Raw genomic sequence first — 18,000 nt, 5'->3', positions numbered from 1 at the left:
GCATCTGCTTGCTCTATCATGTTCTTTATGCCAACGCATCTCATCTCTGGCAAAGCCGACATGCTGAGATAGGCTTCTGAGGCAACAGGATAACTCCGATATCGTAAAGGGGTACATATCAAGCAGTTGTACTCAACGTATATCTTGAAGTTGGAATGCCTCTAGCGGTGTTTGTATTTCACTCAGAAAAAGTATCTCATATGTTTGCAGAGAAGCAAAAAGGAGACAGGCAGATGTCCCAGATTACCAATTATGATGCAATTGTCATCGGGACCAGTCAGGGGGGTAGATTTCTTCCTATTGCTCTGGCGGATGCCGGTAAAAAAGTGGCAGTGATTGAGCGCGGACCTATCGGCGGGGCCTGTGTCAATGTAGGTTGTACCCCTACCAAAACCATGGTCTCTAGCGCACGTCTTGCCTATCAGGCGCGGCGTGGGGCTGACTATGGAGTACAGATCGGTTCCATTCTGCCCAATCTGCAAGATATTCGCCAACGCAAACAAGAGATTGTCGAGGGTGCTCGCCTAGGTTATCAGAATCGTCTGGAAGCAGTGCGAGGGCCTAATCTGGAACTCCTGAGAGGTGAGGCCCATTTTATTGCTCCCAAGATACTCGAAGTCTCTCTCAATGGAGGCAAGACACAGAAGGCCACTGCGCCGCTGATTTTTATCGATACTGGTGATCGTCCTGCACAACTCGCAATCAAAGGGGCGGAGCGCATCCCTGTGCTCAATTCAACGACTCTTATGGAGTTAGATACCCTGCCTGAGCATCTGCTTATTATAGGAGGTGGCTACATTGGGCTGGAGTTTGGACAGATGTTTCGTCGTTTTGGTAGTCAGGTTACGATTATCCAGCGCCGTCCTCGCTTGCTGATGAATGAGGATGAGGATGTCTCAGACGAGATCACAAAAATCTTGCGTGAGGATGGTATCACAATCCTCACCGAGACCACGTTGCAACAGGTGGAGCCAATTAGCGGGGGAGGTGTGCAAGTGACGGCACGTACCCCTCAGGGAGAGTTGCAGATAACTTGCTCGCATCTTTTAGAAGCAGCTGGGCGAGTACCCAATACTGAAGCGCTTACTCCCAAAGCTTCTGGTATCCAACTGGACGGTGCGGGCTATATTCGGGTTAATGAGCAATTAGAAACGAATGTTCCCGGCATTTACGCGTTGGGAGATGTCAAAGGGGGGCCGGCTTTTACCCATGTCTCGTATGATGACTTCCGCATTTTACGTGATAATTTACTTGAGCATGGACATGCCAGTACAAAGGGGCGCCTTGTCCCTTATACCATCTTTATTGACCCTCAGCTTGGTCGGGTTGGTCTGACCGAAACCGAGGCTCGAAAACAGGGATGTAATATTCATGTGGCTAAATTGCCCATGAGTGCTGTACCCCGTGCTCTGGAGACTGGCGAGACGCGCGGGTTTATGAAGGCCATCGTTGATGTTGATACTCAGCAAATTCTGGGTTGTGCCGTTTTGAGCACGGAAGGAGGCGAGATCATGACCATTATCCAGGTGGCGATGATGGGGAAATTGCCCTACACTGCGCTAAAGGAAGGCATTTTTACCCACCCAACCCTGGCTGAAGGGCTCAATGCTCTTTTCCTGACGCTTGATACGTAGGAGAGCTGACTTTCCTTACGCGGGAAGAGCCAGCAAGGTCGCCACTGACGATCTTGCTGGCTCTTTCTATTTGAGCTCATACACCCTGTTTGTTCTCTTTAAACGTGAACGGAAACGGGTTGTCCGCCGGAAGGCCGGCTCTCGTTATGTAAGCGGTCAAGGGCCGTTACATAGTAGGTGTATGTATGGCCTGCTTGCACGCTGGTATCGACAAAGGATTGCTGGGTGCTGTCTTTGGTTTTGCGCATTGTGGTGAGCAGGTTGGCGGTATTCTCGAAGTCCGTCGTCGCGGCCTGAACTTTGCCATTGAAGCGATAGATAGCGTAGTAGGTCGCATCGTTGTGTGGTAGATCGACCCAGCGCAGATCAACGCTATTCTCTCCTTGTTTGGCGTGGTTGAGTTTCACAGCGCAAGGTGCTTCATCATCAATCCAGGGCATGGTTGGAACAAGAGCCTTTTGTTTGTAAATGTCATTAATCAAGCGATCTTTGAAACCGAGTGGATTGTGATTGAGGTCCTTTAAGCTGAAGAAGATGCTGCCCTGGACCTCCGGATAATTGAGGTTGAGTAGAAGCTGATTCGGCATTTCATCGGGATTCTGCCATTCAACCGGGCTACTTGTGCCGATTTTATAGGTCGCCTGACCAATAAAGAGTTGAACGTGTGTGCCTTTCACTTCATTGGCCCACCAGTTGACGAGCTTGTCGTAGGCCGCTGGTGCGAAGCCTATGTTCCAGTAGATCTGAGGCGCGATATAATCGAGCCAGTTATTTTTGATCCAGGTGCGCGTATCGGCGTAGAGGTCGTCATAGTTGGTCTGGCCCGCTGTCGTATCAGAACCAGTTGGATCTACCGAATTGTTGCGCCAGACGCCAAAGGGGCTGATACCAAATTTGACGTAGGGCTTAGTCTGCTTGATCTTCACTGCGAGTTCATGAACAAGCTGGTTGACGTTATCGCGCCGCCAGTCGTCCTTATGCGCGAAGCTAGCCGCTCCATATTTCTGAAAGGTAGCCTCATCAGGAAAGTCCTGTCCGGCTACCTTATAGGGATAGAAATAGTCGTCAAAGTGGACTGCATCAATATCATAATTGCGCACCACTTCCAAAATGCTCTGCACAATAAACTCGCGTGCTTCGGGGATGCCTGGATCATAGTAGAGCTTGCCACCATAGCTTATCACCCAGTCTTGATGCTGGCGCGCGGGATTATCCGCCGAGAGTTTGTTGATATCCGCCTGCATACTAATACGGTAGGGATTGAACCATGCATGGAATTCGATATTGCGCTTATGCGTCTCACCAACGAGAAATGCCAGGGGATCATAGCCAGGATTTTTTCCCTGTACGCCAGTTAAATACTCGGACCAGGGGGCGTACTGTGAAGGATAGAATGCGTCTGCGGTTGGTTTGATCTGGACCACTACAGCATTCATATTCATCTGTTGCAATTCATTGAGATGCGTAAGATATTCTTGCTTTTGGGTCTCCACAGGCAAACCCGGTTTAGAGGGCCAATCGGTATTTTGGACTGTGGCGATCCAGGCCGCGCGCAGTTGTCGCTTAGGCGAGTTGTTGTCTGGGGAAAGTGTACTTGCTTGCGAAGAGTGCGTTGCCGCATAGACGGTAGATGGGCTTTGGAAGGTGCTACTGAAGGCTGCCGCGATACAAAAGATGACTGCAATTGGTATGAGCCTACTTACATGGTGAAATCGAGCTGGTGATAATCTCATCAAATAGTATCTCCCATTTCATTATGAGAATGTACAGAGAAAACGAACTCCTTTGTGCAAACTGTATTATCGCATAGCAAGATAACCTTAGCTACTGATACACCATTTATATTGGTTGATGAGTAGTACTTCCTTCGCAACTTGTTTGATGCCCCCCATCTGTTCGCAATTCATGTCAAATGGTCCAGACAAATGTCGCGCTCGACAATTTTTGACATCTTTTCGGGCAATAATTTCCTAAAAAATATATATACTACGAGTGATACAATAGAGGCAAAGTGATACTGAACTGGGCAGTGGGCGGTGTATGATCGTTAGGTTCAATGATATGAGAAGTGGTTTTACGAAGCAAAGGGGCTTATATGCGAATACAACTTATTCGGAGCGCAACCCTCCGAATCACTTATGCAGGGCATACCTTTCTTATTGATCCTTATCTGGCCGCAAAGCATACCATGCCGTCTTTCACTGGTGCTTCCCCTAATCCATTGGTAGATCTTCCCTGTTCCCCTCAAGAGGTTCTTGCTGATTGCGAGATGGTCGTGATTTCTCACCTGCATTCTGATCATTTCGATGCTGTTGCCCAAAGTCTTCTCTCAAAGGATATGCCGATTTTTTGTCAACCCGGCGACGAAACGACGCTTTCTACATATGGCTTCCAGAATGTGAGTCCCATAACTCACTCTATACTCTGGAAATCTATTCAGATTACTCGTACCGATGGTCAGCATGGCAGTGGTGAGGTCTCGTCTGAAATGGGTCAGGTTTCTGGTTTCCTCTTTCAACATGAGCAGGAGCCGAGTTTGTATTGGGCCGGGGATACCATCTGGTGTGAGGTGGTGGAAGACACCATCGAACGGGAGCATCCGTCCATCATTGTGACACACTCCTGTGGTGCCGTATGGCGAAAGAGTACGCTGATCGTGATGGATGCGCAACAGACAATGACTGTTTGTCAGAGGGCACCGGAAAGCGTTGTGATCGCGACACATATGGATTCGCTCGATCATGCCACCGTTTCCCGAAGGGACCTCTTTGCTGTTGCCAGGGAGCACCGCATTCGCAGTGACCAACTCTTTATCCCACAAGACGGCGAAGTTCTGATCTTTGGTGAATAGATTTGCGGCATGCGCTTTTAACTGATACACGGGAAAAGCGCGTGCCGTAAATGTTTGGTAATTGCTATTGTCTCCTTTTTGGTTCCTTGCCTGCTGGCTACCTTGATCCTGTTTAGGATCGTGCAGGTTGCTCTTTCTCAATGACTTCATTCTTTATGTCGGCGTCTCTCTCGTCCAGCACGATTTCATACACAGCAGTTTGCTCGCCCGGGTATTTGCGGTCAAAGATGAAGCTGAAGAAGTGTCCCAGGATGCCGATACGCAAGATTCCACGTGCGCGTTTTGCTTCCTCTGTATATAGGCGGCGCGCTGTGCCTTCAATCGTCGGACCAAGTGCCCCCCCTTTGCGGTTGCCTGGTGCGAGTGTGACGTGTGGATTGTGAGCGAGGCGCTTTGCCTTCCAGGTCTCCGCCGCCGTCATAAAATAGAGTTTGTCATGCGAGGCGACCGTACTTACCGGGGTTCCGACGCCTGCACCATTGCGGCGGAAACTAATAAGCAGGGTCACATGTCCTTTGCCAGGAGTGGTCAGGTATTCTCGTGTCGTTTGAGGTGTTTTCTCACTCATGCTCTGTCTCTCTTATCCCGTTATTACATGTTTTGCATTCGTAGTGAACCTTAAAGCCAATGTTGGTAGAATATGTGTCCCTATCTTATTTTTCTATGCTAGGGAAGATACTTCCTTTCCTGAGTGGGTTTGTTATTACCTAAAAGTGGTCCCTGTGCTATACTTTGCCACAAAGAACGCTTATTAGGTAATATATTATACCCTCTTTTCGTTCGAAGGGATCTACTATGCCCAGGCGGTCAACATATCTGGTCTATTGGTCTCAGGATGCGCAGGCTTATGAGCTTTCTGGGCCTGACGATGCCAATCTAAAACACATTCCCTCTAACAAATCAGCCTGGTCTGCCTGGTTAGAGGACATTTCTTCCTTTGCCTTTCATAGCCGGTCGGGCATGCGCTACACAGTTCGTAAAGAACAGGTGCGGAAGAACGGTCCTTACTGGTACGGCTATCGTTCTTTTCAGAGGCGAACCCTCAAGCGCTACCTGGGGCGAACGGCAGATCTCTCGCTTTCGCATTTAGAGGATGTGGCTCAACAGTTTCTTCTGCCTGCACCTTCTCAAGACGTCGTATTGCCACCATCTTCCCCTCCCTCATCCTCTGCGCCCATGCTTATCTCCCGTTTCCATCCTCCTCGCCTCCCGCTTACGCTGGTAGAACGCTCCCATCTTTTTACCAGGCTCGATACCTGGCAAGCCTTTCAATGCACATTGGTTTGGGCATCCGCAGGTTTCGGCAAAACAACCTTAATTAATGCCTGGCTAGCGAAGCGCCAGTTGCCCGCCATCTGGGTAACATTAGAAGAGAACGACAATGATCCCATTCATTTTTGGCGCTCTCTCATTGGTGCCTGTCAGCGTCGGCAGCAAGGGCTTGGGCAAACTGCACTTGGACTCCTGCTCTCAATGTATCAGCCACCATTTGCCCTTCTTTCTCTCCAAAGTATCCTTACCAGTCTTCTCAATGATCTTACGGCCCAGGAAGGCCCTGGTATAGTGGTTCTTGATGAATATCATCTGATTACAGAATCTCGCGTTCATGATTCTCTGGCCTTTTTTCTTGATCACCTTCCTCCACAGTATCATATGATCCTTTTGACGAGGAATGAGCCGCCATTTCCTCTGACACGCTGGCGAGGACAGGGCACTGTACAAGAGTTCTCTTCAACCGATCTTCGCTTCTCTCTGCTCGAAACCGCAACCTTTCTGCGCCAAATGATGGGCTCGGTGCCCTCTGATTCAACAATCTCTCAGGTGGAGGTTCTTCTGCATGGATGGGCTGCTGGCCTTCGCCTGCTGTGTCTGGCTGCCCAAGAAATCTCCGTGAATGTTGAGCATTACTTGACTACACTATATGGAGGGGCGCACCTCGACACCTATAATCAGCAGTTGCTTGACTATTTTGTGAGCGAGATCCTGGAAAACCAACCCGCCCCACTACAACTCTTCTTACTCCAGACAAGTATGCTGCCCCGACTGACAGGTCCTCTATGTGATGTTGTGACTGATCAACAGGATAGCTCTTCTCTTCTGGAAATGCTCGAACGTGCGGGACTTTTCCTGGAAGCGCTAGACGAAGTCGAGTCATGGTATCGCTATCATTCTCTCTGGGCTTCGGTCTTGTATGTCGAGGCCCGGCGACGCCTGGGCGAAGAGGCGCTCTCTGTTCTTTCACATCAGGCAAGTCTCTGGTATGAGCAACATGGATTGCTTGAGGAGGCTATCGACATGGCTCTGAGCTCTCAAGACAATCAAAGGGCGGTTGTGTTGATAGAACAGCTAGGTGTAGGTAGACAACGGTATGATTTGCCCATCCTGAAGGGATGGCTAGACCAACTCCCAGATGTCGTTGTGGAGGCCCACCCGGCTCTCTGTCTCTATATGGCTACTATTCTTCAATTCCAGGATGAGCAGAATCTTCCATCCCAGGAAAGAATGCAGCGTATCAATGCCTTGCTTCACAAGGCTGAAGAGGCCTGGCTCCATATGGGGAAACGTTCGTGGGTTGGGGTAATCTCTGCCTTTCGTGCTCTCCGCGTACTCCTTATTCATCATTCTCAGCGTGAGGCTGTGGCACATGCTATGAACGCGTTGACCTTTTTCGAGGATGCTCACTCTGATGCGGATGCTCACTCTGATGCGGATGCTCACTCTGATATAGAAGTCTTACCAGCAGGCACATGGGAGTGGTATATCATCAGCTTGGGAATTGTTGGCTCAGATGCTATGCATCAGGGACGCTTTGATGAGGCCCAACGGTTGCTACTAGAAGCGCTTGCGCTGTGCCAGCGGATGCCCAGTCGTCAGTTCCTAAGCGAAATTTATTTGAGGCTAGGTACTGTCTGTACAGCCATGGGCGAACTGTACCAGGCAAGTGAATATTTCCGGCTGACTCTCTCCGTGGCTGGTTCGCAGGAAAATAGCGAGGACCATGCACGGGCTCTCCTCGGCCAGGCTCAACTGTCTATGGAATGGAACGATCTTAAAGCCGCTGAACAGTATTGTAACCGGGCTCAGGAACTGTTGGATTCGTCAGCGCGAGGAGCCAGTGAACATTGCAAGTACACCCAGGCTTTTCTGTACATGGCTCAAGGGCAGGTGACCACAGCCTTGCATCAGCTTGCGACGCTCCTGGTTCATCTGTACGTCACCTCGAATGCGGAGGCAAAAGACCTCATTCCCGAGGTATTGATCTTACAGGCTCGCCTTCATCTCGCAGCAGGTGATTGTCTTGCGGCGGGACGCAGCCTGACCAAACTAGATAGCCTGGATGCGACGCTATCCTCTATTCAGCGGACAAAGAGAGATATCCTTCAGGCACGTCTTCATTTTGCGCAAGGAGAGACCAAAGCTGCCATCTTGCTGCTTGAGCAATTGCTCCCAATCGTGCGGGAGAAGCAGTATGCGCGTGGGCAAATCGAGATTCAGATCCTTCTCGCTTTCGCGTACGCTGCTAACAAACAACCGGAAGTGTCTCAACGGTGGCTTCAGCAGGCCCTCTCTCAAGCTCACCATGAAGGATTTCGCCTCGTCTTCCTTTTGGAGGGTGCATCTCTAATTAACTTGTTTTGTTCCCTTCTCCCTGGTATTCGCGAAAAAGTATTGCGTTCTTATGGACAGTCGCTTTTGAAATCCCTTATGGCTCCAGGCGAGGCGCGCACTTCTACCCCTTCGCTCTTTGATCCGCGCCCATTTGAACCACTTTCTCCGCAAGAGCGACGTGTCTTACGACTCCTGGTTGCCGGATATACCAACCAGGAAATCGCGAATGAACTGGTTATATCAATCAATACCGTCAAGGATCATGTCAAACATCTTTATCATAAGTTAGGGGTAAACAATCGTTTGCAGGCATACGAGGTTGGGAAGCATCTATTGACATAGTGCTAGCTCACACTTTCCTTTTTTCTATACCACCCATGGAACCACCCAATAGGAGGATGTGCTCCCCTCTCCCTGCCTTCTATACTCTCATCGGACGCTTGAGAAAGCGTGGGTTTGTAGAAGTATTGTGAGTAAGGAAGAGCACAAATGCATCAAGATTACCATTCACAAGAGTATGCTATGACAGATGGGAGAGACCATCACTTTGGTATTGTGCGAGGACCTCTCTATGGGTATATGGGGACCAAAGCAGATGTGTTTATGCCACAGATCCATCGCCTGGGAGTGGGATTGGTCAGGCTCTTTCTGTTCTGGAATCAGGTAGAACCTGAGCGAGATCACTTCACCTGGGAGGTGGTCGATACCTTCCTGGAACAATTGGGGCCTTCAGACGAAGCGTGGATTACGTTGCATTCCAGTTCTTTGTGGGCGACGCGCCAGGCGACTGGTTTTCAGCCTCCCTCTCCAGCCATTGACCCTGAAGATTATGAGCGTTTTGTCTCAACTTTAGTCGCACACTGTAAGGGGCGCGTTCGTTACTGGCAAAGTGAGAATGAGCCAACCAACCCCTTGCTCTGGCAAGGTACCGCTGAAGAGTACGCGAGCCATCTGAAAGTGTTTTCTCGCGCTGTCAAGGGTGCTGATCCTGATGCTACTGTGGTTCTGGCAGGGGCAGTCGATACCTTTTATGTGTCCCCAGATGCCCAGTCGGCTGATACCCAGGCTGAACGCGATTTTTTTCTCTATCTATTACAGGAATGTGCCTATGATTTCGATGCCTTTGACATCCATCTCTATGGCGACCTCTATGCCATCCCGGAAAATATCAATGCTATCCGACAGTATATGAGTGCACATGGATACGAGAAACCCATCTTCTGCGGTGAGTACAATGGCCCTAGTTTCTTCAATTTCGCGGAGAATCTTCCCATTCTGCAAGCTATCTTCATGAAGATGATGGAAGCCCCACAGGAAAATTCTCTGTCACTTGCGACGCAACGGGATGCTATCACTGAGTTATATGAAAAGAGGGAGACGCTACCGCCGCAGACCCAAATGTTTATGGATGGGTGTGCTCCCGAACTAGAGCAAAAACGTCATCGCATCAATTGTCGAGAAGTTGTTACGCGTTGTGTGCTTGCGCTTTCAGCAGGTGTTCAGAAAATGCTCTGCTGGAATCTCGCGAATCCTATGGTTGACCGTGCCAACTTAATGCATATGCTCTTTGATAAGTATAAGTTGATCGCCTATGAAGACGGTATGTTTAAGGATCTTTATCCTGCTGCTGAGACATTTCGCCTCTTTATGAATATGCTTGGTGGCTTTGAGCATGTTCGCAAGGTTTATGTTCCTGAACGCCCAACCCTCTACCTCTTTGAAGTCGAGAGGCTGGAGCGAGGCCCCTTGTATATTGTCTGGGAGCGTCGTGATACCTTTTCTGGCGAAGATGAACCCGCCATTGCATGGTCATGGAAGTGGCCCTCATCACAGGCTCATGCTATTGATGTGTTTGGTAATGAAATTCCAATACAGATCTCTCATGGTCATGTCCACCTTTCAGTCTCACTCACGCCAGTATTCCTGGAAGAGAACGCATTGCTGCATGCATAACGCTTGCTCATAAGAGATCGTAATTCCTAATGAGAATTGAGGGGCGCTCGCTTTCCAGCATTACTTAATCTGTTGTCACGGAAGTTCATCCGGGCTTGATACCTTTGGATGAACTTTTCCGTGACATTTTTTCTGCTTTGCCACACATCTGAAATACTCTCCTGCAAAGGCTCTGAGTATATTCCATTCTGCTTGCATATCTGTGTGCTTGCATCTATTATTGTCATCATCACGTTTGGGGATCACAAGTTCATACAGAGTCGTTCCATAGAATGGAAAGCATAAGGAGTACAACGCGTGAGAGTTGGTGGAGTACGTATCCTTGCATTAGGCATTGTCGCTATCATTGTCGGATTATATTTTCTCATAAGCCCAAACACAGTAAGCTATGCGCCTGCGTTTTACATCCTCGGGGGCGGGATTCTTTTTATCATTATTGGATGGCTACTCCGTTAAACCCATGCACTGTATCAATTATTGTAGGTCCAGGGCATGGGTTGCCCTGTTGTTAATTGGCTTTAAAGAGGAGCAGGCATTGCTCTAACTGATAGTGATTATTTAGAGCAATGCCAACGCTTTTTAAAGAATGTTTGTGGAAAGGTAGTGCTGTAGACCTTCAAGCGCTATTTTTCTCATGCTGTACTGACTCTTTTCGGCTAGCGCCATCTCTGCAAACGTTTTTTCAGAGCCTTCTGGCTGAAATACCGCATCCCAACCAAAGCCATCCGTACCCCGTGGCGGGACTATTGTTCCTTTTATAGTTCCTTCGAAGAAATGGACACTTCCATCCACCTCCGCATAGCCAATGAGCGTTTGTGCGGTCGCTGCGGCACTCTTGAATGTTTCAGTCAGGGCATATATGCCCTCAATCCCGATGGATTTGACAAACCACTTGGCTAATGGGCCTGGGAGTCCATTCATGGCATCGATATAGAGTGATGTATCCTCTACAATAATGGCGTCCGCTGGTAGGTGTTTTTGAGCCTCAGTAAGTTTGGCGAGTATGACCGCGTGTGCATCAGTCTCTTGAATTTCTGGAAGATCTATGTCAAATCCTTGAATAGCAGGTATCAGGGTAGTGATTTCACGAAGTTTATATTTATTGCTCGTTATAACGAATATATTGTTCATTGCTTTCCTCTTGCTCATTGAGATGGATAGGGGACAAGATCAGGTTAAGATGATACTACATTGTGCTCAAATGGGGCAACTCCGGGCTCGATTTGGTGGCTTTACCTCTTTGCTCATGCAAGAAGGACATGCTCGAACATTCAAATGCCAGGGTTGTCTTTTGACCTCCATTGATGTCCTTTACTTTTGCAGGCTTTTGTGATATTGTGGACGAAGTAGTCCACAATAAAAAGAGTGCAAATGGGAGGGCCGCCATGGGGCGATCAAGCGATGCAAGAGAACGGCTGATTGAGGCGGCGCGAAATGTTATCTTTGCCCATAGCTATAAAGGGGTGAGTGTGGATGAGTTATGTGCCGCCGCTGGCGTGACGAAGAGTAGCTTCTACCATTTTTTCTCCTCAAAGCAAGAGTTGGTTCTGGTTGCTATTGAGAGCCAGTGGCAATGGTTTGAGCAAGATGTGTTGAAACCAGCCTTTTTCAATAACCTTCCTCCGCATGAGCGGCTGCTACGCTTCTTCGATCTCACATTAGAGCGGCAGCAGGCTCAGAAGCAGGCAGATGGTTTTATGCGCGGGTGTCCGGCTGGCAATTTGACACTAGAGATGAGCACGCAAGATGAGTTAATTCGTGCGCGTGTTGAGGGCTTCTTTCGAGCGTGGCTCACTTATTTTGAACGTATGCTCACAGATGCGAAGGCGCAAGGAGAAGTGCCTGCATTCCTGGATACGGTTACCACCGCACAGGCACTCCTGGCCTATTTCGAGGGTGTAGTCCTTTTATCCAAAGGGCGCAATGATCCTTCGTTGATTTCCACCCTGCGTACGGGTGTGCTTTCTCTCATGCGCTACCAGGAAGTCTCTATCAGGTAGACGCATTTTTTTATCCTTATTGTGGACCAACTAGTACACAATAGTCTGATAAATCTCCCTGTAGGCAAGGCTTACGGGGAGTTTGTGGAAAGGAATGTTAAGCAATGAGACGTGTGGTGATTACTGGTATGGGCTTAATAACAGCTCTGGGGCACACGGTTGAGGAGACCTGGGGAGCACTCCTTGCGGGACGTTCTGGCATTACCCCTATTGAGAGCTTCGATACGAGTGGGTATCTAGTGCGGTTCGGTGGGGAGGTTCGAGATTTTGACCCAAGTCAATACATGGAGCACAAAGAGATACGTCGTAACGATCCTTTCACCCATCTCGCGGTAGGGGCAACTCGACAGGCATTACAACAAGCACAATTGACGATTACCGAGCAGCTTGCCCAGGAGGTGGGTGTCTGTATTGGCAGTGGTGTTGGAGGGCTACAGACCCTGCACAATCAGTTTGCTGTGCTCCATGAGAAGGGACCAACTCGTATCAGCCCTTTCCTCATTCCTATGATGATGATTAATGCGGCTCCTGGTATGGTATCATTACTAACTGGGGCGCAAGGGCCAGTATGGGCAGCGGTCTCTGCCTGTGCTACCAGTGGCAATGCCCTTGGCGAGGCGTGGGAAACGATTCGTCGTGGGACTGCCAAAGTCATGCTCGCTGGGGGCGCAGAAAAAGCAATTACGCCACTGGCTATGGCTGCCTTCGCGAATATGCATGCGCTCTCCCGCCGCAATGAGCACCCACAGGAAGCTAGCCGCCCCTTTGATGCTGAGCGTGATGGCTTTGTTATGGGGGAGGGGCGGGTATGCTTGTTCTGGAAGATCTGGAATTCGCGCTGGAACGTGGCGCGCCCATTCTAGCGGAATTAGTGGGTTATGGATCGACTGCGGACGCTTATCATATTACCGAGCCCGCGCCAGGAGGGAGGGGCCTCGTACTTGCTATGCAGCATGCCCTTCGAAGCGCGAACTTGCGTCCTGAAGAGGTTGACTACATCAACGCTCATGGTACATCCACTCGTTTCAATGACGCGATGGAAACTCAAGCTGTGAAGACCTGTTTTGGAGAACACGCATACAAACTCGCTATAAGTTCGAGCAAATCAATGTTGGGTCATACTTTTGGCGCTGCTGGTGCTGTTGAGGCTGCCATCTCGGTGCTTAGTATTGTTCACGGCGTTATTCCTCCAACGATTAACTTGCAACATCCCGATCCAGAGTGCGACCTTGATTATGTTCCCAATCAGGCGCGAGAGACTGCAGTCAATGTTGCTCTTTCGAACTCTATGGGCTTTGGAGGCCATAATACTAGTCTTCTTTTCAAGAGATATGAAGCATAGTGCACGCCCATATTGGTTCTTGACAAAAGACAAGAGGTCAGGGTATTCAGACCTCTTATCTTTTAGTGTTTATTACCTCTTTATGTTATCGAAATTGTTCCTAATCTTGAACATTACCCAGCCATTGTGTCTTTAATTCAAACGGTGTCGGGTAGCGCTTCGGGCGTATTGTTGCGGCATATCCGAGCTGTAAAAAAGCTACAAGGTGGTCCTCTGATGTCAGATTCAACCAGGCTTTGACATACTCATCATAACAGGCGTTCCCTGGGCGCCAGAGGCTCGCTAACCCTAGTGCTGTGTTCCTTAAATCGTGTAACAAAAGAGACTGCGACGATGTCGAGGCGACATGGGAGGCCGTCCCCAGATCCAGGGCTTGGCACGAGCATTGAGTTGCGCCGTAGCCACGCTCCTGGCTTGGTCGATCTCGGCAGGATTGGCAAAACTCTGTCCAGCCAACGCATCGCGGCGAAAGAGCCTGATCCCAAAGAAAGTTTGAGCGAGGTGGAATTACGGAATGCAGAGCGAAGCCGTACACAAATGAATACATGCGCCAACTCAGCGCGACGCGACGCGCCTATCCACAAAATGATTTGCTCTCTGCCCTGGTTGCTGGGAACGACCCAGATGGTTGCCTGCTTGAGCTGGATCTACTGACCACGATGGGATTACTGCTCAACGCTGGTCACGAGACGACTGTTAATCTGATCACGAACGGTATGCTGGTGCTGCTGCGTAATCCAGAGGTGTTCGATCGACTGCGACACAACTTGTATCTGGCGATCCCAATGGTGGAAGAGATCCAGCGCTATGATCCGCCAGTGCAATTTGTGAAGCGTACGACACTTACCGATGTGCCAATTGCCGGTGTGACCATTCCGCAAGGAGCCTCGGTCATACTATTGCTGGCATCAGGCAGCCCATGACCCCGCTCGCTTCACCGATCCCGATTGTTTTTGGCTTGAGAGGGAAGACAACGAGCATTTGGGCTTTGGTGGTGGGGACCATTACTGCGTTGGTGCGCCGCTTGCTCGGCTTGAGGTGGTGGCGACCTTGAAGGCGTTCGCACGCCGACTCGAGGCCCCGCGACTGGTCTCCGACCCGCCATCTTATCGCAAGAATGCTGCCCTGAGTGGTCCAGAGCACCTGCTGGTTGCTTTTGAGCGTTTGAACGACTGAGATGAGAATAACAGAGACGTTCCATACATACAAGCGCTTGGGAAGCGGGAGGACCGCGTACGATGGAGAGGCCAAAAAGAGGAGAGACCCCGGAAATGGCCGATCCGTCGTATGCCCTTCTTGAATCCTTCTATTGAGGTGGAGAACGCCTTCACAGGCGGCTTGAGCGCAAAGGCATTAACCGCCTACGTCCGTGTTTTTTCGCCAGAATTCGGCACAACTACCGTCAGAACTACCGTCAATAAAAATGGTTCTCAAACCGCCTCATATCAGGGACGAGATGGATACCTATTTTTGGCAAAAGCAATAATGTTATAAGGGAAAGGTGGTGTGGGTTGTAATATTGAAGGTCAATCAAGGCTTTAAATATTTAGTTAAAGCCCTTTTCAGGAGCTCATAGATAGCATTAAATAGTGGTGTGTCTGAAAATAGTGAAGAGAGGCCCGTAGATATGCTAACAAGCTCGAATTCTTCGGGGCATGCTCTAAAACTGGCATCTGTATTGCCATAGCAGGTGAGCCATGTGCTCGTCTATCGTGCATGGAATATCACTGGTATATGAGGTGATACTGCGAGGCCAGTTGCCAGATCTTCCCGTGAACTGGCCCCCAAAGAACAATCCAACGCCTTTTCCGTCTCAGGAGGCTGTATCCTGGGAAGGTGATGAAGAAGGTGGGACGTTGTTTTGTTGTATGAGTGGTGCCACGGGCGCCCGCTCTTGAGAGGAGAACTGGGGCGTCGTATGGTCGAGTGAGAGCGATGCTGGCGATATGCTCCCATTCTTATTGGAAGTGTCCTTTTGTGAAAGGGTTGCTTCTGGTGTTGCCTCTTGGGCAGTAGTTGAGGGTGCTGCTTGGCCCTCTGTGAGCGAGGACTGTGGTGAAGTTTCCTGGGAAGAGGTGGCAGCACTTTGTTGTGATGGAGGGACCATATCATTAGTCCCTCCATCAACGATAGCGCCACTGGCTTTGCAGTGAGCAAGCTGTTCCGGCGTAAGCCCTTTGACCTCACGCAAAATGGTTTTGTTGAATTGCACTGGTTCAAGATACCGGGCATCACTAAGATCCGCACCAACAAATTTGGTATTGCTGAGATCGACCATGTGGAGATCAGCACCACTGAGATCGGTACCGCTAAGATCAGCACCACTGAGAGTGGCCATGCGGAGATCGGCACCGCTGAGACCGGTACTGCGGAGATCGGCACCACCGCGATCAGCACCACTGAGACGGGCCATGCGAAGATCAGCACCTTGGAGACTAGCCACGAAGAAATTGGCCTCGAAGAGATAGGCCAAGAACAGATTGCATTTGTTAAGATCAGCACCACTGAGATCGGCCATGCTGAGGTCAGCACCACTGAGATCGGCCATGTTGAGGTCAGCACCGACGAGAGTGGCGCCTCTGAGATTAAATCCATTAAGATTGGCTTCACTCCATTTCGCATTGCTGAGGTCAGCGTCCTCAAGAACAAGAGTAGGGTTATCATCCTCTGTCAACTGAGCTTCCTTGAGAAACACAAAAATGGTACGGGCCCTTTTCCCATCTAATTGGATTAGAGTGCTGACGGTGCGAGTTCGGGCGACTTTGCGTACTTCATCGTCGCCTTCTGAGTCACGAAGTCCTTTTTCCAGCAACAATTCGGCCATGCGATCCAGGTACGCCTGAAGAAGATCTTCCCGTTGCTTCTCTAAAGCAAGTTCCTGGTCCTGCTTATAGCGTTGATCGGCAATCTTCTGTTCCTGCTCATAGCGCTGTTGTGCAATTTGCCGCTCTGTGTGTGTGTTCAACCAGGTAAAGAACGCTGCGCCAGCGGCCAGGATTGCAGGAACAATCAGGAGTTGAAACCAATCCCACAACGTCTTGGCTTGGGGCAACTCTTGGTCTTGAGAGGCTCCATGAATGATGATTTTGTGGTATCCTCCATTGAAGCCGGTCCAATCCCACCCAAATTGAGAGACGCCCCAGATGAACAGACCCACACAGGCCAGGAGTAAAAATGCCAAGCCGCCGAAAAACCAGGGGCGCCAGGAACGCAGTTTCATGCGTGTTCTCCTTTTATTGAGCTGGCAGTAAAACGTTTTTACTTCTTTACTGTTTAACCGTCAGCTCCGTTTGCGAAATACCCACTCCCACAAGGACCATTCTTTCGGATGAAAAACGGCATACATCACGCACGGGATGGTAGTTAGCATAAAGCCCATAATCAATCCAAATGTTCCCCCAAGCAAAGGTAGTATCAGGCATAACACAGGAGCAGAGATACATGCCATAAACCAATTCTATGCCCTCAATCGATAACAAGAAATGCAAGCCCCTAACCAACTAAGTATTACACATCCGCTCCCAAGTATTCCGAGAACTGCTTCCACAAATTTGCCAAAGGGGCTGAGATCTGACACAGAAATGTTCAACCACATAGCAATAATCAGGATTGTGGCTCCCACGAGCGAAAAGAATAACAGTCCCCCATCGATTCCAGTGTCTTTCTCTCTGGGAAGTGGCGGAGAATCTCTTGGCTCAGAATAATAATCTGCTACTCTCATCCGCTGGGGAGACTTTCTTAGCACAGAATAACGATCTGCTGCTTTACCTTGCCGGGGTCGTGAAAGTAACCTACCCGGCGAACGATATCGACGTACTGACTGCGAAAGCAGCCTACCTGGTGAACGATACCGGCGTATGACTTTAGAAAGCTCTTCTGGCGGCATTCGCAGATCGGCTTCCTGCTCACTTTTAAAAAACGCATAATCTTCGGCGCGGCTTCTCGGGGACTTTCCTCGACGCGGCAGCTTAACGAAGAGACCATTCATCCATTCTTTGGCTACAAAGCCAAGTACAGGCGCTGCATAGAACTTCAAGCACGTTTGCTTGCGAAGTTTCTTACAGGAGAGATTGAGCACTACCCGCCATTTCTCGTGCGATAGAAAGTGGTACTGAGGCAAATGGAGCGTGTAAAATGCTATATCATCTCGTATGACATAAGTAATGACAAGAGGAGAACAAAGATACATAAAGTGCTTTCTGGCTTTGGCAAATGGACCCAGTATTCATTGTTTGAATGCTTTTTGTCTAAAAAGGAGATGGTTTTGCTCAAATCGAAACTCGCCAAACACATTAACGACACTCAGGATAGCATTCGCTTCTACCCGCTCCGTAAAGAGTGCGTCGAACGGACGGAGACAGTTGGTGGTGATTTACCAAAAGAAGAGATACTCTTTGTTGTATAACCCAACAAACCATTCCCGCGAGAGGGTGGTGCGTTACAAATCGTGAGCTGAACCTCTCGCGCTGCCTTACAAGCGATGTTATGCTGAGATAGCATATCAGGGAAGGTAAAAGGACCTCTATAATTGAGGTTAAAAAAATACCTCTCGCAAAACCACCTTTGAGACTGCTTCATCAGCCTGTTCGCGAGAGGGTCTGCGAGAAGGCA

At 49.5% G+C, this 18,000-nt stretch carries 12 protein-coding genes and 2 pseudogenes; 10 read left to right on the top strand and 4 right to left on the bottom strand.

The window, feature by feature from the left end; genetic code table 11:
* The first annotated feature begins 233 nt into the window (after positions 1 to 233).
* Positions 234 to 1,634: a mercuric reductase gene (locus tag K3T82_RS00265; protein WP_220191510.1), complete on the top strand. Its 1,401-nt coding sequence runs from the start codon at positions 234 to 236 to the stop codon at positions 1,632 to 1,634.
* Between the two features lie 98 nt (positions 1,635 to 1,732).
* On the opposite strand, the gene K3T82_RS00260 is transcribed toward K3T82_RS00265, so the two are convergent.
* Positions 1,733 to 3,367, bottom strand: coding sequence for a glycoside hydrolase family 10-like protein (locus K3T82_RS00260; RefSeq protein ID WP_220191509.1), 1,635 nt, complete (start codon positions 3,365 to 3,367; stop codon positions 1,733 to 1,735).
* A 362-nt stretch (positions 3,368 to 3,729) separates the two neighbouring features.
* Between K3T82_RS00260 and K3T82_RS00255 the strand changes: the two genes are divergently transcribed.
* Entirely contained in the window at positions 3,730 to 4,485 is a 756-nt protein-coding gene (locus K3T82_RS00255; RefSeq protein WP_220191508.1) for an MBL fold metallo-hydrolase, read from the top strand.
* Between the two features lie 112 nt (positions 4,486 to 4,597).
* Here the strand turns inward: K3T82_RS00255 and K3T82_RS00250 are convergent, their stop codons facing one another.
* The gene (locus K3T82_RS00250; protein WP_220191507.1) at positions 4,598 to 5,053 is read right to left on the bottom strand and encodes a PPOX class F420-dependent oxidoreductase; all 456 of its coding nucleotides are present in this window, start codon (positions 5,051 to 5,053) and stop codon (positions 4,598 to 4,600) included.
* 227 nt (positions 5,054 to 5,280) lie between these two features.
* Between K3T82_RS00250 and K3T82_RS00245 the strand changes: the two genes are divergently transcribed.
* Together K3T82_RS00245 and K3T82_RS00240 are read left to right on the top strand one after the other, a co-directional pair.
* A complete protein-coding gene (locus tag K3T82_RS00245; protein WP_220191506.1) occupies positions 5,281 to 8,436 on the top strand; it encodes a winged helix-turn-helix domain-containing protein in 3,156 nt (1,051 codons plus the stop codon).
* 147 nt (positions 8,437 to 8,583) lie between these two features.
* Positions 8,584 to 10,047, top strand: coding sequence for a glycoside hydrolase family protein (locus tag K3T82_RS00240; protein ID WP_220191505.1), 1,464 nt, complete (start codon positions 8,584 to 8,586; stop codon positions 10,045 to 10,047).
* A 579-nt stretch (positions 10,048 to 10,626) separates the two neighbouring features.
* Here the strand turns inward: K3T82_RS00240 and K3T82_RS00235 are convergent.
* Positions 10,627 to 11,178, bottom strand: coding sequence for a non-canonical purine NTP pyrophosphatase (locus K3T82_RS00235; RefSeq protein WP_220191504.1), 552 nt, complete (start codon positions 11,176 to 11,178; stop codon positions 10,627 to 10,629).
* A gap of 254 nt (positions 11,179 to 11,432) precedes the next feature.
* Between K3T82_RS00235 and K3T82_RS00230 the strand changes: the two genes are divergently transcribed.
* From K3T82_RS00230 to K3T82_RS48890, 4 genes and pseudogenes are all read left to right on the top strand, one after another.
* The gene (locus K3T82_RS00230; RefSeq protein WP_220191503.1) at positions 11,433 to 12,047 is read left to right on the top strand and encodes a TetR/AcrR family transcriptional regulator; all 615 of its coding nucleotides are present in this window, start codon (positions 11,433 to 11,435) and stop codon (positions 12,045 to 12,047) included.
* Positions 12,048 to 12,151: 104 nt separating this feature from the next.
* Positions 12,152 to 13,389 (top strand): annotated as a pseudogene (gene fabF / locus K3T82_RS49745) (beta-ketoacyl-ACP synthase II).
* A gap of 506 nt (positions 13,390 to 13,895) precedes the next feature.
* On the top strand, positions 13,896 to 14,312 hold the full coding sequence (locus K3T82_RS48895; protein ID WP_268886643.1) for a cytochrome P450: 417 nt from the start codon (positions 13,896 to 13,898) through the stop codon (positions 14,310 to 14,312).
* Between the two features lie 55 nt (positions 14,313 to 14,367).
* Positions 14,368 to 14,565: pseudogene (locus K3T82_RS48890) on the top strand (cytochrome P450); the annotation flags it as partial.
* 637 nt (positions 14,566 to 15,202) lie between these two features.
* Here the strand turns inward: K3T82_RS48890 and K3T82_RS00210 are convergent.
* Positions 15,203 to 16,609, bottom strand: coding sequence for a pentapeptide repeat-containing protein (locus tag K3T82_RS00210; RefSeq protein ID WP_220191501.1), 1,407 nt, complete (start codon positions 16,607 to 16,609; stop codon positions 15,203 to 15,205).
* Between the two features lie 470 nt (positions 16,610 to 17,079).
* Between K3T82_RS00210 and K3T82_RS00205 the strand changes: the two genes are divergently transcribed.
* Positions 17,080 to 17,250, top strand: a complete 171-nt coding sequence (locus K3T82_RS00205) for a hypothetical protein (RefSeq protein ID WP_220191500.1) — start codon at positions 17,080 to 17,082, stop codon at positions 17,248 to 17,250.
* Between the two features lie 259 nt (positions 17,251 to 17,509).
* Positions 17,510 to 17,794: a CRISPR-associated endonuclease Cas2 gene (gene cas2, locus K3T82_RS00200; protein WP_220191499.1), complete on the top strand. Its 285-nt coding sequence runs from the start codon at positions 17,510 to 17,512 to the stop codon at positions 17,792 to 17,794.
* The last annotated feature ends 206 nt before the right edge of the window (positions 17,795 to 18,000 follow it).

It is taken from the genome of Ktedonospora formicarum, assembly GCF_016587355.1.
Taxonomy (GTDB): Bacteria; Chloroflexota; Ktedonobacteria; order Ktedonobacterales; family Ktedonobacteraceae; genus Ktedonobacter; species Ktedonobacter formicarum.
This window is presented reverse-complemented; position numbering and strand designations above follow the sequence as displayed.